Annotated in this window: 25 protein-coding genes; 12 read left to right on the top strand and 13 right to left on the bottom strand. The window is 66.0% G+C overall.

Annotated features, from left to right (window positions below):
- Nucleotides 1-58: 58 nt before the first annotated feature.
- From hda to ABFA30_RS10785, 3 genes are all read right to left on the bottom strand, one after another.
- Nucleotides 59-763 (bottom strand): DnaA regulatory inactivator Hda, encoded by a 705-nt coding sequence (gene hda, locus ABFA30_RS10795; protein WP_225788307.1) that lies wholly within the window; start codon nt 761-763, stop codon nt 59-61.
- Between the two features lie 150 nt (nt 764-913).
- Nucleotides 914-1,987, bottom strand: coding sequence for an AI-2E family transporter (locus tag ABFA30_RS10790; protein ID WP_225788308.1), 1,074 nt, complete (start codon nt 1,985-1,987; stop codon nt 914-916).
- Between the two features lie 12 nt (nt 1,988-1,999).
- Nucleotides 2,000-3,061: a DUF2066 domain-containing protein gene (locus tag ABFA30_RS10785; protein ID WP_410045413.1), complete on the bottom strand. Its 1,062-nt coding sequence runs from the start codon at nt 3,059-3,061 to the stop codon at nt 2,000-2,002.
- A gap of 301 nt (nt 3,062-3,362) precedes the next feature.
- Here ABFA30_RS10785 and purM point away from each other — a divergent pair, with 301 nt between their 5' ends.
- The 4 genes from purM (at nt 3,363) to ABFA30_RS10765 (ending at nt 6,228) form a co-directional block, all read left to right on the top strand.
- The gene (gene purM, locus ABFA30_RS10780; RefSeq protein WP_225788310.1) at nt 3,363-4,421 is read left to right on the top strand and encodes a phosphoribosylformylglycinamidine cyclo-ligase; all 1,059 of its coding nucleotides are present in this window, start codon (nt 3,363-3,365) and stop codon (nt 4,419-4,421) included.
- Nucleotides 4,421-5,074, top strand: coding sequence for a phosphoribosylglycinamide formyltransferase (purN, locus tag ABFA30_RS10775; RefSeq protein WP_253081118.1), 654 nt, complete (start codon nt 4,421-4,423; stop codon nt 5,072-5,074). The genes purM and purN overlap by 1 nt, the downstream gene beginning before the upstream one ends.
- A gap of 8 nt (nt 5,075-5,082) precedes the next feature.
- Nucleotides 5,083-5,793, top strand: coding sequence for a DUF3108 domain-containing protein (locus ABFA30_RS10770; RefSeq protein WP_225788312.1), 711 nt, complete (start codon nt 5,083-5,085; stop codon nt 5,791-5,793).
- Nucleotides 5,794-6,045: 252 nt separating this feature from the next.
- A complete protein-coding gene (locus ABFA30_RS10765; RefSeq protein ID WP_253081561.1) occupies nt 6,046-6,228 on the top strand; it encodes a hypothetical protein in 183 nt (60 codons plus the stop codon).
- 144 nt (nt 6,229-6,372) lie between these two features.
- On the opposite strand, the gene ABFA30_RS10760 is transcribed toward ABFA30_RS10765, so the two are convergent.
- The 7 genes from ABFA30_RS10760 to ABFA30_RS10730 form a co-directional block, all read right to left on the bottom strand.
- Entirely contained in the window at nt 6,373-6,912 is a 540-nt protein-coding gene (locus ABFA30_RS10760; protein WP_225788314.1) for a DUF2058 domain-containing protein, read from the bottom strand.
- 26 nt (nt 6,913-6,938) lie between these two features.
- Complete coding sequence (mazG, locus tag ABFA30_RS10755) at nt 6,939-7,772, bottom strand: nucleoside triphosphate pyrophosphohydrolase (protein WP_225788315.1); 834 nt, start codon at nt 7,770-7,772, stop codon at nt 6,939-6,941.
- A gap of 133 nt (nt 7,773-7,905) precedes the next feature.
- Nucleotides 7,906-10,146, bottom strand: a complete 2,241-nt coding sequence (gene relA, locus ABFA30_RS10750) for a GTP diphosphokinase (RefSeq protein WP_225788316.1) — start codon at nt 10,144-10,146, stop codon at nt 7,906-7,908.
- 98 nt (nt 10,147-10,244) lie between these two features.
- Nucleotides 10,245-11,603 (bottom strand): 23S rRNA (uracil(1939)-C(5))-methyltransferase RlmD, encoded by a 1,359-nt coding sequence (gene rlmD, locus ABFA30_RS10745; RefSeq protein ID WP_225788317.1) that lies wholly within the window; start codon nt 11,601-11,603, stop codon nt 10,245-10,247.
- Entirely contained in the window at nt 11,603-12,502 is a 900-nt protein-coding gene (cysM, locus tag ABFA30_RS10740) for a cysteine synthase CysM (protein ID WP_225788318.1), read from the bottom strand. Before cysM ends, rlmD begins: the two co-directional genes overlap by 1 nt.
- Nucleotides 12,503-12,623: 121 nt before the next feature.
- Nucleotides 12,624-14,036 carry a histidine kinase sensor domain-containing protein gene (locus tag ABFA30_RS10735; protein ID WP_368815433.1) on the bottom strand — a complete coding sequence of 471 codons (1,413 nt, stop codon included), beginning with the start codon at nt 14,034-14,036 and terminating at the stop codon, nt 12,624-12,626.
- Between the two features lie 2 nt (nt 14,037-14,038).
- Nucleotides 14,039-14,755, bottom strand: coding sequence for a response regulator transcription factor (locus ABFA30_RS10730; protein ID WP_225788320.1), 717 nt, complete (start codon nt 14,753-14,755; stop codon nt 14,039-14,041).
- A gap of 229 nt (nt 14,756-14,984) precedes the next feature.
- Between ABFA30_RS10730 and ABFA30_RS10725 the strand changes: the two genes are divergently transcribed.
- The 4 genes from ABFA30_RS10725 to ABFA30_RS10710 all read left to right on the top strand — a co-directional run bounded on the left by ABFA30_RS10725 (nt 14,985) and on the right by ABFA30_RS10710 (nt 19,730).
- Nucleotides 14,985-17,741, top strand: coding sequence for a response regulator (locus ABFA30_RS10725; RefSeq protein ID WP_253091475.1), 2,757 nt, complete (start codon nt 14,985-14,987; stop codon nt 17,739-17,741).
- Between the two features lie 129 nt (nt 17,742-17,870).
- Nucleotides 17,871-18,860, top strand: a complete 990-nt coding sequence (locus ABFA30_RS10720) for a 2-hydroxyacid dehydrogenase (protein ID WP_410045412.1) — start codon at nt 17,871-17,873, stop codon at nt 18,858-18,860.
- Nucleotides 18,861-18,891: 31 nt separating this feature from the next.
- Complete coding sequence (locus ABFA30_RS10715; protein WP_225788323.1) at nt 18,892-19,329, top strand: hypothetical protein; 438 nt, start codon at nt 18,892-18,894, stop codon at nt 19,327-19,329.
- Nucleotides 19,326-19,730 (top strand): META domain-containing protein, encoded by a 405-nt coding sequence (locus tag ABFA30_RS10710; protein ID WP_253081560.1) that lies wholly within the window; start codon nt 19,326-19,328, stop codon nt 19,728-19,730. Before ABFA30_RS10715 ends, ABFA30_RS10710 begins: the two co-directional genes overlap by 4 nt.
- Nucleotides 19,731-19,748: 18 nt before the next feature.
- On the opposite strand, the gene ABFA30_RS10705 is transcribed toward ABFA30_RS10710, so the two are convergent.
- Nucleotides 19,749-20,210 carry a TlpA disulfide reductase family protein gene (locus tag ABFA30_RS10705; protein WP_225788325.1) on the bottom strand — a complete coding sequence of 154 codons (462 nt, stop codon included), beginning with the start codon at nt 20,208-20,210 and terminating at the stop codon, nt 19,749-19,751.
- An 86-nt stretch (nt 20,211-20,296) separates the two neighbouring features.
- On the opposite strand from ABFA30_RS10705, the gene arsC reads away from it, so the two are divergent.
- The 3 genes from arsC to ABFA30_RS10690 are packed head-to-tail and all read left to right on the top strand — an operon-like array spanning nt 20,297 to nt 21,652.
- Nucleotides 20,297-20,650, top strand: coding sequence for an arsenate reductase (glutaredoxin) (arsC, locus tag ABFA30_RS10700; RefSeq protein WP_253081559.1), 354 nt, complete (start codon nt 20,297-20,299; stop codon nt 20,648-20,650).
- Nucleotides 20,647-21,252 carry an NAD(P)H:quinone oxidoreductase gene (gene wrbA, locus ABFA30_RS10695; protein ID WP_253091477.1) on the top strand — a complete coding sequence of 202 codons (606 nt, stop codon included), beginning with the start codon at nt 20,647-20,649 and terminating at the stop codon, nt 21,250-21,252. Before arsC ends, wrbA begins: the two co-directional genes overlap by 4 nt.
- A complete protein-coding gene (locus tag ABFA30_RS10690) occupies nt 21,245-21,652 on the top strand; it encodes a DUF2069 domain-containing protein (RefSeq protein WP_368815430.1) in 408 nt (135 codons plus the stop codon). The genes wrbA and ABFA30_RS10690 overlap by 8 nt, the downstream gene beginning before the upstream one ends.
- Before the next feature lie 39 nt (nt 21,653-21,691).
- Here ABFA30_RS10690 and ABFA30_RS10685 read toward each other — a convergent pair whose 3' ends face one another.
- Together ABFA30_RS10685 and ttcA are read right to left on the bottom strand one after the other, a co-directional pair.
- Entirely contained in the window at nt 21,692-22,363 is a 672-nt protein-coding gene (locus ABFA30_RS10685; RefSeq protein ID WP_225788329.1) for a DNA-3-methyladenine glycosylase I, read from the bottom strand.
- 3 nt (nt 22,364-22,366) lie between these two features.
- Nucleotides 22,367-23,191 carry a tRNA 2-thiocytidine(32) synthetase TtcA gene (gene ttcA / locus ABFA30_RS10680; protein WP_225788330.1) on the bottom strand — a complete coding sequence of 275 codons (825 nt, stop codon included), beginning with the start codon at nt 23,189-23,191 and terminating at the stop codon, nt 22,367-22,369.
- Nucleotides 23,192-23,444: 253 nt separating this feature from the next.
- On the opposite strand from ttcA, the gene ABFA30_RS10675 reads away from it, so the two are divergent.
- Nucleotides 23,445-24,044 carry a Yip1 family protein gene (locus ABFA30_RS10675; protein ID WP_225788331.1) on the top strand — a complete coding sequence of 200 codons (600 nt, stop codon included), beginning with the start codon at nt 23,445-23,447 and terminating at the stop codon, nt 24,042-24,044.
- Nucleotides 24,045-24,163: the final 119 nt, after the last annotated feature.

Raw genomic sequence — 24,163 nt, 5'->3', positions numbered from 1 at the left:
TTATCGAAAAAAATGTGACTTTTCCGTTTCGAGGCTCTGGCCCGCTACTTTCGAGGGCTCACCAGCCCAGGGTTTCCTTGAGGAAGGGGATGGTCAGCTTGCGCTGCGCTTGCAGCGAAGCCTGGTCCAGGCGCTCGAGCAGATCGAACAGCGCGCTCATGCTGCGCGTGCCCCGGGTCAGGATGAAATGGCCGACCTCGTCGGTCAGGTGCAGGCCACGGCGCGAGGCCCGCAGTTGCAAGGCCCGCAGCTTGTCTTCGTCGGACAGGCCACGCATCTGGAAGATCAGTGCCAGGGTCAGGCGCGACTTGAGGTCCGGCAGCTTGATCGGCAGCTCGCGTGGCGAACTGGACGCCGCCAGCAGCAGGCGTCGACCGCTGTCGCGCAAGCGGTTGAACAGGTGGAACATGGCCTCTTCCCAGTCGGCCTTGCCAGCGATCACGTGCAAGTCGTCGATGCACACCAGCTCGTACTGCTCCAGGTAGTCGAGCAGTTCCACGCCACGGTCGAGCAGTTGCGCCAGGGGCAGGTAGACAGCCGGCTCGCCCAGTTGCTGGAAGCGGTGGGTGGCGGCCTGGAGCAGGTGGGTACGGCCAACGCCCTGTTTGCCCCACAGGTAGATGAGGCTCTCGGTCCAGCCGGCGTCGGCCTCGCAAAGCCGCTCGACGTAGCCCAATGCCGCGGCATTGGCGCCCGGATAATAGTTGATGAAGGTGGCGTCATCGCGCAGGCGCACACCCAGGGGCAACTGGATCGGTTTCATGCTGGCGGGCGGTCGCGAGGACCACAGGGGGCCTTTGGTGAACAGTGTGCAAAGTCTATACCCGCAACGCGGGCGGCACAATCGGCGCAGCTTGGAGAGCAAGCAAAATCAATGACTTGCACCTGCTTCCCCAGGGCTACGCCGCTGCGTTCACAACGGCGGATCGATATCCCCGGCATACATGTCCGATTCCTTGTACAGGTCGTGCACATGCCGCAGCAGCACCATGATCACCGCCGCCACCGGCAAGGCCAGCAGCACCCCGGTGAAGCCGAACAGCTCACCGCCGGCAAGGATGGCGAAGATCACCGCCACCGGGTGCAGGCCGATGCGATCGCCCACCAGCAGCGGCGTCAGCACCATGCCTTCGAGGGCCTGGCCGACCATGAACACCGCGATGATGCCGAGCATGGGGTACAGCTCGCCGCCGAACTGGAACAACCCGGCGACCAACGCCGCGCCGATGCCGATGATGAAGCCCATGTACGGCACGATGGCCGCCAGCCCTGCCAGCAGGCCGATCAACAGGCCCAGTTCCAGCCCCACCAGCATCAGGCCGCCGGCATAGATCAGGCCGAGGGCGACCATCACCAGCAACTGGCCACGGACGAACGCCCCCAGCACCTCATGGCATTCGCCGGCCAGCCCCACCACCTGCGCCTCACGCTGGCGTGGCAGGAGGCTGCGCAGCTTGGCCATCATCAGGTCCCAGTCGCGCAGCAGGTAGAAGCCCACCACCGGGATGAGCACCAGGTTGGCCAGCCAGGCGATCAACGCCAGGCTCGAGGCGGTGGCCTGGGACAGCAGCATGCCGACGATGTCGGTGGTCTGGCCCATGTGCGCGCCGATGGCGGCCTTGATCTTGTCGAACTTCCAGAAGCCATCGGCCAGGCCCAGGCGGCTCTGCACCCAGGGCAGGGCCACGTGCTGCAGCCAGTCGAGCATCTGCGGCGCCAGCTCGTACAGGCGCACCAGCTGCTTGGCCAGCATGGGGATCAGCACCAGCAGCAGGGCCAGGAAGATCAGGGTGAACAAGCTGAACACCACGACCACGCCCCAGGTCCGCGACAGGCCCAGGCGCTCCAGGCGGTCGACCAGCGGGTCGGCCAGGTAGGCCAGGAGAATACCCACCAGGAAGGGCGAAAGGATGTTGTGCAGGCAGTACAACAGCACGGCGACCAGCAGGGCCACGCCCAGCCAGGCCCAACGGCGTAGATCGGTCATGAGCGGCGCTCCCTACCAGCGAAACCGCAGGCCATCGAACGGCTTGGGCGCGGCCGCCTGGGCCGCGCCTGGCTGCTGCGCCGCCTGGTCTTCGGAGGTGGCGGGTGCCGGGGGCACCGCATCGGCCGGCAGTTCCTGCAGTTTGGCCAGGCCCAGTTGCGCGCGCAGTTGCTCGCGATTGCCGGTGACACTGTAAGTCAGGGTGTCGCCCTCGGCCTGTCGCAGGCGCGGACCGTAGGGTTCGAGCACGCGGCCGAGTTCGGCGTAGCGTTGCAGGTTCATGCCCTGTACCTGTACCTGCAGCTCGCCGCTGGCGCCCGGGCGGGTGGCGTAGCGCGGTGCCAGGCGGCTGCTCACCGCCAGCATCACGGCATCGGCCAGGGCCGCCTGGTCGGGGCCCTCGGCCTTGCCCCGCTCACGCTGCTCGCCCAGCCACAGTTGCCAGGTGCCCTGCCACTTGCCGTCGGTCTCCTGGGCATGCACCGCCAGCAGGGCATCGGCGCCATAGCGCTCGGAGGCTTCGCGCAGCGGCGCCGGGTCATTGCCTTCCAGTTGCTTGGCATTGGCCACCAGTTGCTCCTGCAAGTCGGCCAACGGCAGGCGCAGCGGTAGGCCGCGATGCTGGGCGGCACGGCGCAGGGGGCCGGCACTGGACTGGCCATCGCCGACCAGGTTGCTGCCTTCGACGCTGTCGTTCAGCCACCAGCCGAGGATCGACGGCCGGTTGCTGCCCCACAGCGCCAGACCGGCCTGGCGCAGGGCGCGCTCGGTGCTGCCGGGGTCGAATTCGACCAGCACGGATTCGGGCGGGCCGGCCTCGGTGCCGACCTGGTTGATGATCTGCCGTGGGTCCTTGCGCAGGCCGGCCAGCGCCGGGCTCTGCGCCGCCTTGGGGTCGCCGGTCAGGCGCAACACGAGGGTTTCCAGGGCCTTGCCGGTGGCCTGGGCGCGCGCTTCGCTGCCCTGCCCCTCGATGGGTTCGCGGACCTGATAGAGCCCGGAAACGGTTTCGGCCTGGGCGACGGTGCCGGCCAGAGCCAGGCAAGCCACAGCCAGGTGATTGATAAAACGCATGGCGGATTCCTATCCAGGTGAGCTGCAAGCTACAAAGCTGCAAGAAAAGGCAGATCGATGCACGCCCCGCTTTTTCTTGCAGCTTGCAGCTTATACAGAAGCGACCACGCCAACCACCCACGGCCAGTTTTTGCCAATTTCCCGGCCTGCCCGTCGGCCTGAGGATGGCCGCTGCACAGCAACCCTGATAAAATCGCGCGCCTTCGCAGACCAGTGACGTACAGGCAGCCGCCGCTCCCCGAGCCGGCCTTGGCCGCCCTGGTCGTTTTTCCGAATCCCTCCCTCCTAAAGGCCTGGATCAATGAGCAAGCAACCCTCCCTGAGCTACAAGGACGCCGGTGTAGACATCGACGCCGGCGAAGCACTGGTCGAACGCATCAAGGGCGTGGCCAAGCGCACCGCGCGCCCTGAAGTCATGGGTGGCCTGGGCGGCTTCGGCGCCCTCTGCGAGATCCCGGCCGGCTACAAGCAGCCGGTTCTGGTCTCCGGCACCGACGGCGTCGGCACCAAGCTGCGCCTGGCGCTGAACCTGAACAAGCACGACAGCATCGGCCAGGACCTGGTCGCCATGTGCGTCAACGACCTGATCGTCTGCGGCGCCGAGCCGCTGTTCTTCCTCGACTACTACGCCACCGGCAAGCTCAACGTCGATGTCGCCGCCACCGTGGTCACCGGCATCGGCGCCGGTTGCGAGCTGGCCGGCTGCTCCCTGGTGGGCGGCGAAACCGCCGAGATGCCGGGCATGTACGAAGGCGAGGACTACGACCTGGCCGGCTTCTGCGTCGGCGTGGTGGAAAAGTCCGAGATCATCGACGGCTCCAAGGTGGCCACCGGCGACGCCCTGATCGCCCTGCCCTCCTCCGGCCCGCACTCCAACGGCTACTCGCTGATCCGCAAGATCCTCGAAGTGTCCGCTACCGACATCGACAACACCCAGCTCGACGGCAAGCCACTGGCCGACCTGCTGATGGCGCCGACCCGCATCTACGTCAAGCCCCTGCTCAAGCTGATCAAGGACACCGGCGCGGTCAAGGCCATGGCCCACATCACCGGCGGCGGCCTGCTGGACAACATTCCGCGCGTACTGCCCGACAACGCCCAGGCGATCATCGACGTGGCCAGCTGGCAGCGCCCGGCGGTGTTCGACTTCCTGCAGGAAAAAGGCAACGTCGACGAGCACGAGATGCACCGCGTACTGAACTGCGGCGTCGGCATGGTCATCTGCGTGGCCCAGGACCAGGTCGACAGCGCCCTGCAGGTGCTGCGCGAAGCCGGTGAACAGCCATGGGTCATCGGCCGCATCGCCGAGGCCCCGGCCGGCGCTGCCCAGGTCGAGCTGCACAACCTCAAGGCGCACTGATGCCGAGCGAGACCTGCAACGTAGTGGTATTGCTGTCGGGCTCCGGCAGCAACCTGCAAGCGCTGATCGACAGCAGCCGCGGCGAAGACAGCCCGGTGCGCATCCGTGGCGTGATCTCCAACCGTGCCGACGCCTATGGCCTGCAGCGCGCTCAGGCGGCCGGTATCGACACCGCCGTGCTGGAGCACACCGGCTTCGAGGGCCGCGAGGCCTTCGACGCGGCACTGATGGCGTTGATCGACGGCTTCGAGCCGGACCTGGTGGTACTGGCCGGTTTCATGCGCATCCTCACGGGTGGCTTCGTCCGTCACTACCAGGGCCGCCTGCTCAACATCCACCCGTCGTTGCTGCCCAAGTACAAGGGCCTGCATACCCACCAGCGGGCACTGGAGGCCGGCGATAGCGAACACGGTTGCAGCGTGCACTTCGTCACCGAGGAACTCGACGGCGGCCCTCTGGTCGTACAGGCAGTGGTTCCGGTGGCGCCGGATGACACGCCGCAGGCCCTGGCTGAGCGGGTTCACCGCCAGGAACACCAGATCTACCCGCTGGCGGTGCGCTGGTTCGCCGAAGGACGCTTGCGTCTGGGCGCACAGGGTGCATTACTGGATGGCCAGCCGCTGGCGGCCAGCGGCCACTTGATTCGACCCTAGGAGAACTTATGCGTCGCGCCCTGCTCTTGGCTCTCGCCGTGCTCGCCCTGCCTCTCCAGGCAGCTGATCTGAAGCCTTTCTCGGCCAGCTACACCGCCGACTGGAAACAGCTGCCCATGAGCGGCACCGCCGAGCGCAGCCTGGAAAAGAATGCCAACGGTACCTGGAGCCTGAACTTCAAGGCATCCATGATGATCGCCAGCCTGACCGAGCAAAGCACCCTGCGCCTGGACAACGACACCCTGCTGCCGCAGAAGTACCACTTCGAACGTGGCGGCCTGGGCAAGGCGAAGAAGGTCGACCTGGACTTCGACTGGACCAGCAAGAAGGTCACCGGCAGCGATCGTGGCGACGCGATCAACCTGCCGCTCAACCGCGGCGTGCTGGACAAGTCGTCCTACCAGCTGGCCCTGCAGCATGACGTGGCCGCCGGCAAGAAGAGCATGACCTACCAGGTGGTCGACGGTGACGAGATCGACACCTACGACTTCCGCGTGCTCGGCACCGAGAAAGTGGCCACCAAGGCCGGCCAGGTCGACGCGGTCAAGGTCGAGCGCGTGCGCGACCCGAGCCAGAGCAAACGCATCACCGAGCTGTGGTTCGCCAAGGACTGGGACTACCTGCTGGTACAACTGCGCCAGGTCGAGACCGATGGCAAGGAGTACGTGATCGTGCTGCAGGACGGCACGGTCGACGGCAAGTCGGTGAAGGGCAACTGACACCCGCTCCGCTGCCTGCACCAACCGAAACCCCGCCACTGTGCGGGGTTTCTTTTTTGCTTCGAGCGGCACGCTGCAAGCTGTTTTGTGGTGGGCCTGATGCCGAGCAAGGTGTCGAAGGCCGCGCATTCTCTTGAAGCCAGGCTTCATGAAACATGTTTCATGGCCGATTTATTTACTTAGCCTGCTAACAAACTCTATAAAGAAGTCCTGCGACACGTTGCCGCAGTCAACCGAAAGTGGAGTTTACCGATGACAGTCCAAGTAACCGAACGCGACGAATCGAAAATGTCCCACGAAAGCCAGGCCTGCGGCCTGCGGATCTGGGACGTGCATCAGCAGGGTGAACTGGTGGGCATGTTCCACACCGAGCAAGAAGCCCAGCAGTACCGCACCGAGCTCGAATGCCTGGAAAGCCAGCGCGCTGCGCAATGACCGGACGTTCCCAGGAAAAAACGCGCCAAGGCGCAATGCCTGTCAGTTAAGCGGCGCTTTGTCATATTTGGGGCCGCTTCGCGCCCCAAATGACAACTGAAAATCTTAACTGACCGGCATTGAGCCAAGGCTGTTTTTCGTGGCTTACCACATGAGATCGTCAGGGATCTTGTAGGCCGCGTAGGGATCGTCCTCGTCCGCCTCCTCGACATGGGTGTTGAGCAGCAGCACGCGCTTGGGATCGCGCTCCTGGATCTTCACCGCGGCCTCGCGTGGGATCACTTCGTAGCCACCGCCATGAGCGACGATCGCCAGGGCGCCATTGCTGAGCTTGCTGCGCATCAAGGCATTGACGGCAATACGCTTGACCTTCTTGTCATCGACGAAGTTGTAGTAGTCCTCGGTATTGAGCTTGGGCAGGCGGGTCGCCTCGATCAACTGCTTGACCTGCGCGGCACGGGCCTTCTGCTCGGCCTTCTCCTGAAGCTGGCGGTTCAGCTCCTGGTCCTTCCTGGCCTTCTCGGCCATGGCCTCCTTGGCCAGGCGCTGCTGGGTATCGTCGACTTCGACCTGGCCCTTGTGTTCCAGGCGCTTCTGTTTCTTCTCGGCTTTGTTAGCCTGCTTGACCTGCTTCTGGTTGACCAGACCGGCCTTGAGCAATTGATCGCGAAGGGAAAGGCTCATGGGTGTTCACTCACTTATGCAACAGCTCAGCCGCAGCTGGGCAGGTTCTTTTCCTGACGCTTGGCTTCGCCCCAGAGGGCGTCCAACTCGTCGAGGGTACGATCTTGGATGGACAGGCCCTGCTCGCGCAATGCCTGCTCGATGAAACGGAAGCGCCGCTCGAACTTGCGGTTGGCGCGGCGCAGGGCATTTTCCGGGTCGTGCTTGAGGTGGCGGGCCAGGTTGACGGTGGCGAACAACAGGTCGCCGACTTCGTCCTCCAGGGCCTCGGCATCGCCATCGGCCATGGCCTGCAATACTTCGTCCAGCTCCTCGCGGACCTTGTCCAGCACCGGCAGCGCCTCGGGCCAGTCGAAACCGACCGTGGCCGCGCGCTTTTGCAGCTTGGCCGCCCGCGACAAGGCCGGCAGCGTCGCCGGTACATCGTCGAGCAGCGACAGTTGCTCGGGCTCGCTCTTTTCCGCGCGCTCCTCGGCCTTGATCGCTTCCCAACGCGACTTGACCTGGGCCTCGCTCAGGCGCGGGGTATCCAGCGGTGCGTACAGGTCGCCGGTGGGGAAGACATGGGGGTGGCGGCGGATCAGCTTGCGGGTGATGGCATCGACCACGCCGGCGAACTCGAAGCGCCCCTCCTCCCGGGCCAGCTGGCTGTAGTAGACCACCTGGAACAACAGGTCGCCCAGCTCGCCCTGCAGGTGCTCGAAATCACCGCGCTCGATGGTGTCGGCGACCTCGTAGGCCTCCTCAAGGGTGTGCGGGACGATACTGGCGTAGTCCTGCTGCAGGTCCCAGGGGCAACCGTGCTGCGGGTCGCGCAGGCGGGCCATGAGGTGCAGCAGGTCGTCGAGGGTGTAGGTCATAGGCGTCTCTTCCTCGCGGGGGCCATGCCCCCGATCGCTGGCAAGCCAGCCCCCACGAAGAGGCTGCCATGCCCGGTGCCCGTGGGAGCCGACGTGCCGGCGATGGGCCGCACAGCGGCCCCATTGCAGTGTTTCAAGGGGTACGATTACGCCGCGTCTCGATGATGTTCGGCAACTGCGAGATCCTGCCCAGCAGGCGCCCCAGGGCGTTCAGGCCAGGAATCTCGATGGTCAGCGACATCAGCGCGGTGTTGTCGTCCTTGTTCGAGCGGGTATTGACCGCCAGCACGTTGATCTTCTCGTTGAGCAGCACCTGCGACACGTCGCGCAGCAGGCCCGGGCGGTCGTAGGCGCGGATGACGATGTCGACCGGGTAGGTCTGCACCGGCACCGGACCCCAGTTGACCTGGATCATCCGCTCCGGCTCCTTGCCGGCCAGTTGCAGCACCGAGGCGCAGTCCTGGCGGTGGATGGTCACGCCGCGGCCCTGGGTGATGTAGCCGACGATGGCATCGCCCGGCAGCGGCTGGCAGCAGCCGGCCATCTGCGTGAGCAGGTTGCCGACCCCCTGGATCTGGATGTCGCCACGCTTGCCGGACTTGGCGCTGCTGGCCTTGCGCGGGACCAGCTCGATCTGCTCGTTGCGCTCCGGCTCGAGCAGTTGCTGGGCGGCGTTGACCATGTGCGCCAGGCGCAGGTCGCCGGCACCGAGGGCGGCGAACATGTCCTCGGCGGTCTTGACGTTGGCCTTTTCCGCCAGGCGCTCGAAGTCCACCTGGGGCAGGCCCAGGCGGCTCAGCTCGCGCTCGAGCAGGGTCTTGCCGGCGGCGACGTTCTGGTCGCGCGCCTGCAGCTTGAACCAGTGGACGATCTTGGCCCGCGCCCGCGAAGTGGTGACGTAGCCCAGGTTGGAGTTCAGCCAGTCGCGGCTGGGGCTGCCGTGCTTGCTGGTGATGATCTCCACCTGCTCACCGGTCTGCAGGCTGTAGTTGAGCGGCACGATGCGCCCGTTGATCTTGGCGCCGCGGCAGTTGTGGCCGATCTCGGTGTGCACGCGGTAGGCGAAGTCCAGCGGCGTGGCACCCTTGGGCAGGTCGATGGCATGGCCGTCGGGGGTGAACACATAGACCCGGTCCGGCTCGATGTCGACGCGCAGTTGCTCGGCCAGGCCGCCGATGTCGCCCAGCTCCTCGTGCCACTCCAGCACCTGGCGCAGCCAGGAAATCTTCTCTTCATAGTGGTTGGAGCTGGACTTGACGTCGGTGCCCTTGTAGCGCCAGTGGGCGCAGACGCCCAGCTCGGCTTCCTCGTGCATGCCGTGGGTGCGGATCTGCACCTCCAGCACCTTGCCCTCTGGGCCGATCACCGCCGTGTGCAGGGAGCGGTAGCCGTTCTCCTTGGGGTTGGCGATGTAGTCGTCGAACTCCTTGGGAATGTGCCGCCACAGGGTATGCACGATACCCAGCGCGGTATAGCAGTCGCGGATTTCCGGGACCAGCACGCGCACGGCGCGCACGTCGTAGATCTGGCTGAACTCCAGGCCCTTGCGCTGCATCTTGCGCCAGATGGAATAGATATGCTTCGCCCGGCCACTGATGTCGGCCTTGACCCCGGTGGCCAGCAGTTCGTTCTGCAACTGGTTCATCACGTCGCTGATGAAACGCTCGCGGTCCAGCCGACGCTCGTGCAGGAGCTTGGCGATCTGCTTGTACTGGTCGGGCTCGAGGTAGCGGAAGGACAGGTCCTCCAGCTCCCACTTGATATGACCGATGCCCAGGCGGTGCGCCAGTGGCGCATAGATGTCGAACACCTCGCGCGCCACGCGCAGGCGTTTCTCGTCGTCGGCGGCCTTGACCGCACGAATGGCGCAGGTACGCTCGGCCAGCTTGATCAGCGCCACGCGCACGTCATCGACCATGGCCACGAGCATCTTGCGCAGGTTCTCGACCTGCGCTTGGGAGCCGAGCACCAGCGACTGGCGCGGGCTGAGGCTGGCGCTGATGGCAGCCATGCGCAACACGCCGTCGATCAGCTTGGACACCACCGGACCAAAGCGCTGCCCGACCTCGGCCAGGGTCACCTTGCCCTCGCGCACCGAGCGGTAGACCACCGCCGCCACCAGGGAGTCCTGGTCGAGCTTGAGGTCGGCAAGGATTTCGGCGATCTCCAGCCCCGCCTGGAAGCTGGAAGTGCCATCGGCCCAGGAATGCTTGGCCGGGTTGCCCTTTTTCTCCACCTCATGGGCGAATTCGCAGGCCTCCTTGAGCGCCTCGCGATCCAGCGCCGAATCGACGCTCACCACATGATCCAGCCATGCTTCGAGATTGATACTGCCGTCGGTATTGACCGGCTGGTGCACTCTCACCTGTACCATCTTTTTTCTACCTTTCCATACAGCGCACCACGCGGGTGCGCTGGCAATCACCGTGCAGCCCCCCATTCCCTGGGAACCGCACCAAGGGGCCAGCCTGGCTAGCCCGCTTCGAATAACGCCATGGCCTCGACATGCGCCGTCTGAGGAAACATGTCGAGAATCCCGGCCCTTGTTAACCGGTACCCTTGGCCGACCAGCACCTGGGCGTCTCGCGCCAGCGTGGCCGGGTTGCATGACACATAGACCAGCCGCCTGGCCTTGAGGCGGGCGATGCCTTGCACCACCTCGAAGGCACCGTCGCGCGGTGGATCCAAGAGTACCGCAGAAAAGCCTTCGGCGGCCCATCCGGCACCCGCCAAAGGCTGCGATAAATCGGCCTGAAAAAACCGTGCGTTATGCACGTCGTTGTCCCGGGCATTGGCCGCCGCCCGGTCCACCATGGCCTGCACACCCTCCACCGCCACCACCTCGCGGGCCTGGCGGGCCAGCGGCAGGGCGAAGTTGCCCAGGCCGCAGAACAAGTCCAGCACCCGCTCCTCGGCGTGCGGCGCCAGCCAGGCCAACGCCTGCTCGATCATCGCCGTGTTGACCTGGGCGTTGACCTGGACGAAGTCGCCTGGCCGCCAGGCCAGCTCCAGCCCCCAGGGCTCGAGGGCAAACCCCAGCGTCTGCCCGGGCTCGACCGGTGCCGGCTCGCCCTCGCCCTGCAGCCATAGCTGGGCACCGGCCTGCTTGCAGAAGGCCTGCAGGCGCGCCAGATCGTCCGCCGGCAGCGGCGCCACATGACGCACCAGCACCGCCTCAGCGGTACCACTGAACAATTCGACGTGGCCCAGCGCCTGGGGCTTGCCCAGGCTGCGCAGCACGGTCGGCAGGTGGCGCAGGATCGACTGCAAGGGTTGTACCAGCACCGCGCACTCGTCGATGGCGACGATGTCCTGGCTGGCCTCGGCACGGAACCCCACCGCCAGTTGGCGGGCCTTCGCGTCCCAGCGCACGGCGACCCGCGCCCGCCGCCGGTAGCCGAACTCCGGCCCGCTCAAGGGAGCCGCCCACGCCTCGGGCTGCACGCCGGCGACCCGTTGCAGTTGCTCGGCCAGCAGGCGCTGCTTGAGCGCCAGTTGGCCTTCATGGGGCAGGTGCTGCAGGTTGCAGCCTCCGCAGCGCGCATAGTGGCGGCACGGCGCTTCGCGGCGCTCGGGGCTGGCCTGCAGGACCCGCTCCAGGCGTGCCTCGACCACCTTGCCGCGGGCACCGAGCACCCGCGCCTCGACCGCCTCGCCCGCCAGGGCACCGCTGACGAACCAGGTGCGCCCGTCATGGAAGGCGATGCCACGGCCATCGCCGGCCAGGCGCTCGATCTGCAGGTGCTGCTTCTTGCCCACCGGCACCTGGGCCGCACGGTTGCCGCCGGCCGGCTGGAAGCGCAGGCCGCCGCTGCTTTTCTTCCTGGACATCAGTTCGCGTCGAACAGGCCGGTGGACAGGTAACGGTCGCCGCGATCGCAGATGATCGCCACCATCACCGCGTTCTCGACCTCCCGGGACAGGCGCAGCATGGCCGCGACCGCACCACCGGAAGACACGCCACAGAAAATGCCCTCTTCGCGGGCAAGGCGGCGGGTGGTCTGCTCGGCTTCCTCCTGGGACATGTCGACCACACGGTCGACCCGGCTGGCGTCGAAGATCTTCGGCAGGTATTCCTCGGGCCAGCGGCGGATGCCGGGGATGGCCGAGCCTTCCATCGGCTGCAGGCCGACGATCTGCACCGCTGGGTTCTGCTCCTTGAGGTACTGGGAGCAGCCCATGATGGTGCCGGTGGTGCCCATGGAGCTGATGAAGTGGGTGATGCTGCCCTGGGTCTGCTGCCAGATCTCCGGACCTGTGCTGGTGTAGTGGGCGATCGGGTTGTCGCCGTTGGCGAACTGGTCGAGAACCAGGCCCCGACCCTCGGCCTGCAGCTTCTCGGCCAGGTCGCGGGCACCTTCCATGCCCTCCTCCTTGCTGACCAGGATCAGCTCGGCGCCATAGGCGGTCATCGCCGCCTTGCGTTCGGCGGTGGAGTTGTCCGGCATGATCAGGATCATCTTGTAGCCCTTGATCGCCGCTGCCATGGCCAAGGCGATACCGGTGTTGCCGGAGGTGGCCTCGATCAGGGTGTCGCCGGGCTTGATCTGGCCACGCAGTTCGGCGCGGGCGATCATCGACAGCGCAGGGCGGTCCTTGACCGACCCGGCGGGATTGTTGCCTTCGAGCTTGAGCAGGAGGGTATTGCTGGTTTCACCGGCAATGCGCTGCAGGCGAACCAGGGGCGTATTGCCGACGCAATCGGCGATGGTTGGGTACTGCAAGGTCATGGGCGTATTTCACAATCCGGACGGCAGGGGCGCCTATCATACCGGCAAACCTTTCCCGGCCATATCACGCAATCTGTGGTCGCTATAGCTACAAGCTATAAAGCACGTGCGAACCGGCCATCTAGACGCCCACCACAGGCGCCTGGTTCAGCGCGGCGCCTGTCGGGCTGGGCTTGTCCCGCGAGGGGGCCTGCACATGCACCGGCAGGCGCATGTACAGGCGCAGGCCCTGCTTGCCGTTTTCTGCCCAGAGCGTGCCGCCCTGGCGCTGGATGGCACTGCGGGCGATGCTCAGGCCGAGGCCGAAACCACCATCGCCGGGGCGGGAGCCGTCCAGGCGCGAGAACGGCGCGAAGATCCGTTCCAGGTCCTGCTCGGCCACCCCGCCGCCCTGGTCTTCCAGCCAGATCCGCCAATGGTTGCCCTCGCGCTGCCCGCCCAGACGCACCACACCCTGCGCGGGCGAATGACGGATGGCGTTGCGAAGCATGTTCTCCAGGGCTTGGGCGAGGAGGTTGAGGTTGCCTTGCACCCAGCAGTCGGCGGGCACCTCGCAGCGCAGCCGGGCCGGCGACCAGCCGCTCTCGTAGCAGGCGTCCTCGGCGAGCATGTCCCACAGCGCCTGGAACTGGATCGGCTCGAGGTTCATCGGCGCGCGCTCGGCATCCTGCCAGGCCAGTTGCAGGGTGTCCTCGACCAGTTGCTGCATGCAGTCCACCTCGCGGGTCAGGCGTTCGCGCAGGCGTTGCAGGTCGGTCTCGCCGTCGCAGGCCACGCGCAGGCGGCTGAGGGGGGTGCGCATCTCGTGGGACAGGTCGCGCAACAACTGTTGCTGCAGGGCCACGGTGCCCTGCAGGCGCTCGGCCATCTGGTCGAAGGCACGGGCCAGTTCGCCCAGCTCGTCATGCCGGCCGATGGTTCGCGCATCCAGGCGCGCCGACAGCTGGTCGGCGCGCCAGGCATTGGCCTGCTCGCGCAACTGGTTCAGCGGCACGATCAGCATCCGGTACAGGCCGACGCACAGCAGCAGGGTGAACAGCCCCGGGATCACGCCGTTGGTGAGGACCTGCCAGAACAGCCGGTACTGGCCAGGGTTGAAACGCTCCGGCAGCTCGATCACCAGCATGCCCTGCTCCGGTGCATCGGGGAACGGCAGGCGCAGCCAGGGCTGGCCGATGCTGCGCCGGCTCATGGGCCAGTCGACGCCCCGCAGGCGGGTCAGGTGCTGGATGTGTTCGGGGGTCAGCGTGGCGCTGCCCAGCGGCTGCAGCTCGGCATCGAACACCCCGACCCAGCCGGACTCGCGCTGGCGCATGTCAGCCAGCCAGCGATCGACCCCGGCCCGGCCGCCTTCGCGCCAGGCCCGCTCGGCCTCCACCGCATAGCCGCGCAAGTGCTGCCGGGCCGACTCGGCCAGGAAGGCGTTCTGGGTTTCCATGTGCCGGCCCCAGGTGTAGCTCAGGCCGATCATCAGCAGGCAGAACCCCACCAGCAGGATCGCCAGCTTCCAGAACAACGAATGACGGTCGAGCACGCTCAGTCCACCTCGCCGGCACTGAGGACATAGCCCTTGCCCCAGACCGTGCGCAACTGCCGCTCCTGGTAGCCGATCACCTTGAGCTTGCGGCGGATCTGGCTGACATGCATGTCGAGGCTGCGGTCGTGGCGGGAATAGCCGCGCTGCAGCACCTGCTGGTAGAGAAAGGGTTTGCTCAGCACTTCGTCCTGGCTGCGGTTGAGGGTGTCCAGCAAGCGGTATTCACTGGGTGTAAGCCCCGCCCATCGGCCATCCAGGCACACGTCGCAGGCGTCCTCGTCGAAGCGCAGCTGCCCAGGCGCCGACTCACGCGATGGCTGGTGGCGTCGCTCGAGGGCCACGCGTCGCAGGATCGCTTCGATGCGCACCTGCAGTTCGGTCATGCTGAAGGGCTTGGGCAAGTAGTCGTCGGCACCGCGCTGAAAACCCGTGATGCGATCGGCCTCCGCGCCCAGCGCCGACATCAGGATCACCGGCGTGCTGCTGCGCCGGCGCAACTGGGCCAGGGCATCGAGGCCATTGAGGCCGGGCAGCAGGATATCCAGCAGGACCACGTCGAATGCCTGGCGACCGGCGGTTTCCAGACCCTCCAGGCCGTTGCGGCACCAGGTCACCTGGAAGCCGCCACGTTGCAGTTCCTCGCGCAGGTAGGCGCCGAGCACGGGGTCGTCCTCGATGGCGAGAATGCTGGATGTTTGAATGGCTACGGGATTCATTGGCTTCTGACATTGATTCTCAATTGCGCAATTATTGAGCAAGCTGTCTTGCCAACGCAACCGGCTCGCGACCGGTTGCGCTTTTATGCTGGCGGTGCAGCCCCTGTCTTCCCGGCAAGGACCGTATGAAACAGATACAAATGAGTGCATTGGCCTGGCAGCCGGGGTAACGTTCCGCCTGGGTCCGTCCGTACACCGACGGCATGCAAGCACATGACAGGAGACGAGTGTGCTAGATCGCTTGGGAATCAGAAGCCGGGTCCTGTTGCTGGCCCTGCTGCCGGCCAGCCTGATGGCGCTGGTGCTGGGCAGCTATTTCACCTGGTTGCAACAGAACGAATTGCGTACCCAGTTGCTCCAGCGCGGCAAGATGATCGCCGAGCAACTGGCACCGCTGGCCGCCCCGGCCCTCGCCAAGCAGACCCAGGACCAGCTCGGGCGCATCGCCGCCCAGGCCCTGGAACAGGCCGACGTGCGCGCCGTGGCGTTCCTGCGCCCCGACCGTACCGACCTGGCCCATGCCGGCCCGAGCATGCTCAACCCACCGCCCAGCGGTGGCACCGGCACCCAGTTGCTGCACCGCACTGGCAACGATGCCACCCGCTACCTGATGCCGGTATTCGGCCATCACCGCGACCTGGCCACCCATGCGGTCCCCGCCGAGGCCGAGCGCCTGCTCGGCTGGGTCGAGATCGAGCTGTCCCATGACGGCACCCTGCTGCGCGCCTACCGCAACCTGTTCACCAGCCTGCTGCTGATCCTCGCCTGCCTGGCCCTCACCGCCCTGCTCGCCCTGCGCATGAGCCGCACGATCAACGACCCGATCGCACGCATCAAGCATGCGGTCAACCAGCTCAAGGACGGCAACCTGGAAGAACGCCTGCCAACCATGGGCAGCCACGAGCTGGACGAGCTGGCCGCGGGCATCAACCGCATGGCCCAGACCCTGCACAACGCCCACGAGGAGCTGCAGCACAGCATCGACCAGGCCACCGAGGACGTGCGCCAGAACCTGGAAACCATCGAGATCCAGAACATCGAGCTGGACATGGCGCGCAAGGAGGCCCTGGAGGCCAGCCGGATCAAGTCCGAGTTCCTGGCCAACATGAGCCACGAGATCCGCACCCCGCTCAACGGTATCCTCGGCTTCACCCACCTGTTGCAAAAGAGCGAGCTGACGCCACGCCAGCTTGACTACCTGGGCACCATCGAGAAATCCGCCGACAACCTGCTGGGGATCATCAACGAGATCCTCGACTTCTCCAAGATCGAGGCCGGCAAGCTGGTGCTCGACAGCATCCCTTTCAACCTGCGCGACCTGATCCAGGACACCTTGACCATCCTCGCCCCGGCCGCCCACGCCAAGCAGTTGGAGCTGCTCAGCCTGGTCTATCGCGACACGCCGCTGTCGCTGGTCGGCGACCCGCTGCGGCTCAAGCAGATCCTCACCAACCTGGTGAGCAACGCCATCAAGTTCACCCGCGAAGGCACCATCGTCGTGCGCGCCATGCTCGAGGACGAGCAGGAAGACAGCGTGCAACTGCGCATCAGTGTCCAGGACACCGGCATCGGCCTCTCGCCCCAGGATGTGCGCACCTTGTTCCAGGCCTTCAGCCAGGCCGACAACTCGCTGTCGCGCCAGCCCGGCGGCACTGGCCTGGGCCTGGTGATTTCCAAGCGCCTGATCGAGCAGATGGGTGGCGAGATCGGCGTCGACAGCACCCCTGGCGAGGGCTCGCAGTTCTGGATCAGCCTCAGCCTGCCCAAGGCCCATGACGATCCCCAGGAAGCGCCGTTGCAGGCGCTGCTCGGCCGCCGCGTCGCGATCGTCGATGGCCATGAGCTGGCCCGCCAGGCCCTGGAGCACCAGTTGGAGGACTGCGGCCTGAGCGTCAGCCTGTTCGCCTCCTTCGAGCAACTGCTGCAGGGCGTGCAAGCGGCCAGCCAGGCCGGCCAGCCGTTCGAGTTCGCCGTGCTCGGCGCCAACCTGGGTAACCTCTCGCCCGAGCAGCTCGGCCGCTACCACCCGCAACTGGAGCGTTTCGGCTGCCGGTGCGTGGTGCTGTGCCCGACCACCGAGCAGGCGCTCTACCACCCCTACCTGCCCAATGCCCACGGCCAGTTGCTGTCCAAGCCGACCTGCACGCGCAAGCTGCGCCGCCTGCTGCTGGAACTGCTGCAGCCGCGCCGGCTGGCCAGCGAGCCGCGTGGCGCCGCCGGCCAGCGGGTGCCGAAGATCCTGTGCGTCGACGACAACCCGGCCAACCTGCTGCTGGTGCAGACCCTGCTCGAAGGCCTGGGCGCCGAGGTGCTGGCGCTCGACAACGGCTATGCGGCGGTCCAGGCGGTACAGGACGAACCCTTCGACCTGGTGCTGATGGACGTGCAGATGCCCGGCATGGACGGCCGTGCCTGCACCGAGCAGATCCGCCAGTGGGAAAGCAGCCAGAGCGGCCCGGCACTGCCCATCGTCGCGCTGACGGCCCATGCCATGGCCAACGAGAAGCGTGCCCTGCTGCACAGTGGCATGGACGACTACCTGACCAAGCCGATCAGCGAGCGCCAACTGGCCCAGGTGGTGATGAAATGGACCGGCTTCAGCCTGGCTGCGCCGCAAGCGGAACGCAGCCCTGAGCGCCTGCCTGACAGCAGCGAGCTGAAGGTGCTCGACCCCGAGGAGGGCCTGCGCCTGGCTGCCGGTAAACCGGACCTGGCCGCCGACATGCTGGCCATGCTGCTGGCGTCGCTGGAGAGCGATCGCGAAGCCATCCGTGCCGCCCGCGAAGCCGGTGATCGCACGGCGATGATCGAGCGGGTGCATCGCCTCAACGGTGCCTCGCGCTATTGCGGTGTACCGCAGCTGCGCGCGGCCTGCCAACGCAGCGAGACCCTGCTCAAGCAGGACAGCCCCCAGGTGCAGCAGGCCCTGGACGAGCTGGACAGGGCCATCACCCGGTTGGCTGCACAGGCGCGCTTGAGCGCCTGACTGCGCCATTGAGGCCGCTTCGCAGCCTGTTCGCGACACAAGGCAATCCATCCATTTGCCCGCCCCAGATCAACACCTGCCCCGGCAGGCTGGCTAGACTGCCGACACCACCAACAAGGAAGAGCCGCCATGCGCATCCTGTTGTTCAGCAGTCAGCACTACGACCAGGAAAGCTTCCTCCGGGCCGCCACCGACAGCGGCCTGGAGCTGCATTTCCAGGCCGCGCGCCTGACCCTCGACACCGCCGCCCTGGCCGCCGGCTTCGAGGTGGTCTGCGCCTTCATCAACGACGAACTGGATGCACCGGTCCTCGAGCGCCTGGCCGCCGGCGGCACCCGCCTGGTCGCCCTGCGCTCGGCCGGCTACAACCATGTCGACCTGGCAGCCGCCCGGCGCCTGGATCTGGCGGTGGTGCGAGTACCGGCCTATTCGCCACATGCCGTGGCCGAACATGCCGTGGCCTTGATCCTGGCCCTCAATCGCCGCCTGCACCGGGCCTACAACCGCACCCGCGAAGGCGACTTCACCCTGCACGGGCTGACCGGCTTCGACCTGCACGGCAAGACCGTCGGGGTGATCGGCACCGGCCAGATCGGCGCAGCCTTCGCCCGCATCATGGCGGGCTTCGGCTGCCGGCTGCTGGCCTACGACCCCCACCCCAACCCCGAGCTATTGGCCCTCGGGGCGCGTTACCTGGCGTTGCCCGAGCTGCTGCGCGAGGCGAAGATCATCAGCCTGCACTGCCCGCTGACCGAGCAGACCCGCCACCTGATCAACGCCCAAAGCCTGTCCTGGCTGCAGCCCGGCGCCATGCTGATCAACACCGGGCGGGGCGCGCTGGTCGACACCCCGGCACTGATCGACGCGCTCAAGAGCGGCCAGTTGGGCTACCTGGGGCTGGATGTCTATGAAGAGGAGGCCCAACTGTTCTTCGAGGACCGTTCCGACCTGCCGCTGCAAGATGACGTGCTGGCGCGGCTGCTGACCTTCCCCAACGTGATCGTCACCGCACACCAGGCATTCCTCACCCGCGAGGCGCTGGACGCGATCGCCGCGACCACGCTCGACAATGTCGTCCGCTGGGCGGCGGGCGATCCGCGCAACACCGTGGAAGGTTAATGCTAGGATACGCGGCAATTCTGGAGGACCCATGGTCGAACACGATTTCCGCTACACCCTATTCAACCCGCAACACACCCTGATCGAGTGCCGCGCGCTGGCGCCGGGCCGCTACCAGGTGACCGGCAACGGTGGCTCGATCCAGAAAGACGATGCCCTGTTGGTCACCCTCAAGGGCAGCAAGGGCCTGTCCATGCGCCTGGCCGTGGAAAGCGTACGCCACCTGATCAACCCCCCTGGTCAATGGGTCGCCGTGGCCAGTGGCCCGGTGTTCAACGAGCTGGAAATCCTCAACTGGCAGGTCAAGTGCGACAGCTGCGATGCCGTGCTGGACTTCGAGTTCGCCGTGGATGCCAAGCTCGGTAACAAGGCCCGCCAGCCGGCGGCCAGTGCACGTATCGCCGAGCTGGGCTGGGCCAGCCGTGGCGAGCAGCACCTGTGCCCGCAATGCCAGGAGAGCGCCCGGTGAAACACCTGTTGACCGCCGCGCTGCTGGCCTGCGGCCTGCTCGGCTGCGCCGCCGAGCCCTCGAAGCTGCAGCAGGAGCGCAGCTACGTGCTGGAATGGATCGGCGAGCGCCCGCTGATCGACTACAGCCGCCTGACCCTGACCCTCGCCAGCGATGGCCGTGCCTACGGCAATGCCGGCTGCAACCATTGGTTCGCGTCCTACACGCTGGAGGGCGAACGCCTGAGCTTCGGCAAGGTGGGCAAGACCCGCAAGCTCTGCGCGCCGGCGCTGATGGACCAGGAGCGACGCTTCCTGGAAGCCTTGGAGACGGTGCAACGCTGGGATGTCTCGCCGATCGAACAGGTACGCTTCTGGCCTGCCGAGGGCAAGCCTCTGCGCTTCTGGCCTGAGGAAGGGTGACGGCTTGCAGCTTGCCGCTTACCCCCTAAGCGCCTTGATCTTCGCCTGCAGCCCTTCGAGCGTCTGCTCGCCCATCAGTTGCTCACGCACCTTGCCCTTGTCGTCGATGATGTAGGTCACCGGCAGCGCCTCGCTGCGTGGCAGGTCGTAGCGCTCGGCCGGGTCCTGGGCCAGCACGGTGAAGGCGATGCCCAGCGTCTCGGCGGCCTGCTTGAGGTCCTGGCCCTGCAGGCCATCGAAGTTCACCCCGACCACCTTGATGCCCTGGCCTTCCCACTGCCGGGCCGCGGCGTTGAGTTCGGGAATCTCGGTACGGCACGGGCCGCACCACTCGGCCCAATAGTTGAGCACCAGCCACTGTCCGTCGAGCTGCTCGGCCTTTACCGTGTTGCCGTGCTGGTCCACGCCGTAGTCTGCACCGCAACCGCCGAGCAACAGGCTCGCGGTGATGGCCAGTACAGCTGCCAAACGCCTTGCCATGGGTCAATCCTTCTCGAAGTTTTAAAGCCTATGCGCCAGTCGCTGCGGTTAGAATAGCCGCCACACCCCGTTGGATGCGACCCGTCATGACCGACCTGACCCTGTATCATAACCCGCGCTGCTCGAAATCCCGCGGCGCCCTGGAACTGCTCGAAGCGCGCGGCCTAGCCCCGACCATCGTGCGCTACCTGGAAACCCCGCCGGACGCCACCACCCTCGAAGCCCTGCTCGGCAAGCTGGGCATCGCCCCACGCCAGCTGCTGCGCACCGGCGAGGACGAGTACAAGGCCCTCGGCCTGGCCAACCCGGAACTGACCGATGCGCAACTGATCGAGGCCATGGTCCAGCACCCGAAACTGATCGAGCGGCCGATTCTGGTCGCCGGCGACAAGGCGGTGGTCGGTCGTCCTCCGGAGAAGGTACTGGAGATCCTGCCGTGAGCGATCCGTACATCCTGGTCCTGTACTACAGCCGCCACGGCTCGACCAGCGAGATGGCCCGGCACATCGCCCGTGGTGTCGAGATGACCGGCCTGGAAGCGCGCCTGCGCACCGTGCCGGCGATCTCCACCGAGTGCGAGGCGGTGGCGCCGGACATTCCCGCCAGCGGTGCGCTCTACGCCACCCTCGACGACCTGCGCCACTGCGCAGGCCTGGCCCTGGGCAGCCCGACCCGCTTCGGCAACATGGCGGCGCCGCTCAAATACTTCCTCGATGGCACCAGCAGCCTGTGGCTGGGTGGCGAACTGGTCGGCAAGCCGGCCGGCGTGTTCACCTCCACCGCCAGCCTGCATGGCGGCCAGGAAACCACCCTGTTGTCGATGATGCTGCCGCTGATCCACCACGGCATGCTGGTGATGGGCCTGCCATACAGCGAATCGGCACTGCTCGAGACCCGTGGTGGTGGTACGCCCTATGGGCCCAGCCACCATGCCGGTGCCGATGGCAAGCGCGAACTGGACAACCACGAGATCGCCCTGTGCCGTGCGCTCGGCCAACGCCTGGGGAATACCGCCAAGGCCCTGGAGAGCCAGCGTGGCTAAGAAGCCCCTGCCCCCACTGGCCTGGCTTGAGCCTCGCCTGCGCCTGGCGCGGGCACTGGGGCTGGCGTTCTTTCTCGGCCTGATCGCCCTGCTGGTGGTGAACAACCTGTTCTTCGCCAACCTGCATGGGGCACGGGTCGAGGTGATCCTGGCCATCGAACTGGTGCCCCTGCTCCTGCTGCTGCCGGGCATGCTGCTGGGCAGTGCCCGGGCGCACGCCTGGACCTGCTTCGTGGTGAACATTTATTTCATCAAGGGCGTGCTGGCGGCGTTCGACCCGGCGCGGGCGGTGTTCGGCTGGATCGAGGTGCTGGTGAGCCTGGGGTTGTTCGTCAGCGGGCTTCTTTATGTGCGCTGGAAGTTCCAGCATGAGCGGAGGCTGGCTGGGGAAGGGTGTTGAACCCTTCGCGGGCGTGCCCGCGAAGGGGGCGCCGCAGGCTCAATGGTTGACGGTATGCGCCAGCATCACCGACAGCTGGCACAGCGGCCGCCCGCTCTCCTCGTGCCACTGGTTGAACGCCTGCTGCACCAGCGCCAGGTCGCGCTGGCTGGTGGGCTGCTTGTCGATCACGCCCTGGGCGATCAAGGCGGCGCTCATGTCATCGGTGGGGATGAAGGTGTCCTTGCCGACCATGCGCAGGAAGCGTGGCGCCGACAACCCGCCCAACTGGTTGCCATGCTTGGCCAGGAACTTCCACAACCCGACGATATCGGTCACCGGCCAGTCGGCGATGAACGCGCCGAAGCTGCCGTGCGCCTTCTGCACGTCGAGGATCATCTGCGCGTTGCGCGGCACGCTCTTGAGCTTGCCCAAATGGCGGATGATGCGCTCGTCCTGCATCAACCGCTCCAGGTGCTCGGCGCCCATCAGCACCACCTTGTGCGGGTCGAAGCCGAAGAACACCTGCTCGAACGCTGGCCACTTGGCGTCCACCAGGCTGTGCTTGAGCCCGGCGCGGAACACCCGCAGGGCCAGGGTCGACAGGTAGCGATCGTCGCTGATGTCGCGTAACTGGGCCGGCGTCCTGGGCTGCGGCAGGAAGGCCTCCAGGGCCGCCGCCGAGCCGAAGCGGTTCAGGCAGTATTCATGCAGCCACCGATAGTCGCGCATGGGTCAGATATTCAGCACGTCGAGAAAGCGCGGCGTGGCGCTCTCGTCGATCTTCAGGCCGGCGAAGTCGAACAGGTTGCGGTCGGCCAGTTGCGACGGCGCCACGTTCTGCAGGGCCCGGAAGATGTTCTCGGTACGCCCCGGGTGCTTGCGCTCCCACTCCAGCAGCATCTCCTTGACCACCTGGCGCTGCAGGTTCTCCTGGGAACCGCACAGGTTGCAGGGGATGATCGGGAACTGCTTCATGTCCGAGTAGGCCTGGATGTCCTTCTCGCTGCAGTAGGCCAGCGGGCGGATCACCACGTTGCGGCCGTCGTCGGCACGCAGCTTGGGCGGCATGCCCTTGAGCGAGCCGTTGAAGAACATGTTGAGGAAGAAGGTCTCGACGATATCGTCGCGGTGGTGCCCCAGGGCCATCTTGGTCGCGCCGATCTCGTCGGCGAAGGTGTACAGGGTGCCACGGCGCAGGCGCGAGCACAGCGAGCAGGTGGTCTTGCCCTCGGGAATCAGCTCCTTGACCACCGAGTAGGTGTCTTTCTCGACGATGTGGTACTCGATGCCCAGGGTCTTGAGGTAGGCCGGCAGCACCTCTTCGGGGAAGCCCGGCTGCTTCTGGTCCATGTTCACCGCGACGATCTCGAAGCGGATCGGCGCCACCTTCTGCAGGTGCAACAGAACATCGAGCATGGTGTAGCTGTCCTTGCCGCCGGACAGGCAGACCATGACCTTGTCGCCATCCTCGATCATGTTGTAGTCGGTGATGGCTTCGCCGGCGAGACGCCGCAGGCGTTTTTGCAGTTTGTTCTGGTTGACCGAGAGGGTGCCCATAGCGCTTGGATCCGCGAGGTGTGACAAAAGCCGGCTATTTTACGCACAAACCGAGCGTTGGCGTAGGCCATTCCGATAAAGAATCAAGAGCCCGCCTGACAGCGCAATTTGCTCTAAAAAGCCGGTTTTATGCGGGTAACGGCTTCCTATACTGCGACATAAGGCCACAAGACCGCTTGCATCGGTGTCCTGGCCTCGGGCCACAAGCGCTCCACTTGGGGGGCGTTTGGCAACGACGATAGGAGTGACCGGCATGATCCATCACGTTCTGGGGCTGTTTACCCATCCTGATCAGGAGTGGCGGGAGATTCGTGGCGAGGAAGAAAGCATCAGCCACATGTACCTGACCCACACGTTGATATTGGCGGCGATCCCGGCGGTATCGGCGTTCATCGGCACGACCCAGGTCGGCTGGGTCATCGGCGACAGGCCGGCGGTGATGCTGACCATGGAAAGTGCGCTATGGATGAGCATCATGTCCTACCTGGCGATGCTCGCCGGCGTCGCGGTGATGGGCGCCTTCATCCACTGGATGGCGCGCACCTACGATGCCAACCCTTCCATGGCGCAATGCATCGCCTTCGCCACCTATACCGCCACCCCACTGTTCATCGGTGGTCTGGCGGCGCTCTACCCGCACCTGTGGCTAGGCATGCTGGTGGGCACGGCGGCGATCTGCTACACGGTCTACCTGCTGTATGTCGGCCTGCCGACCTTCATGAACATCCCCACCGACGAGGGCTTCCTGTTCTCCAGTTCGGTGCTGGCGGTAGGCCTGGTGGTGCTGGTGGCGATCATGGCCGCCACCGTGATCATCTGGGGCCTGGGCGTAGGGCCTGTCTATACCAACTAGATCGATTCCAACACTGGGGCATCACCAGGGGCCGCCGCAAGGCGGCCTCTGGCCGTGCGCAGACCGATGGCTCGGCAGGCGCCTGGCGCTTGCGGCATAATGCCCGGCCAGGAGAACCC

The sequence above is a fragment of the Pseudomonas sp. HLMP genome (genome assembly GCF_046365545.1).
Lineage (GTDB): Bacteria > Pseudomonadota > Gammaproteobacteria > Pseudomonadales > Pseudomonadaceae > Aquipseudomonas > Aquipseudomonas guariconensis_B.
Note: the sequence above shows the minus strand (reverse complement) of the source record. Positions and strands in the feature narration are given on the sequence as shown.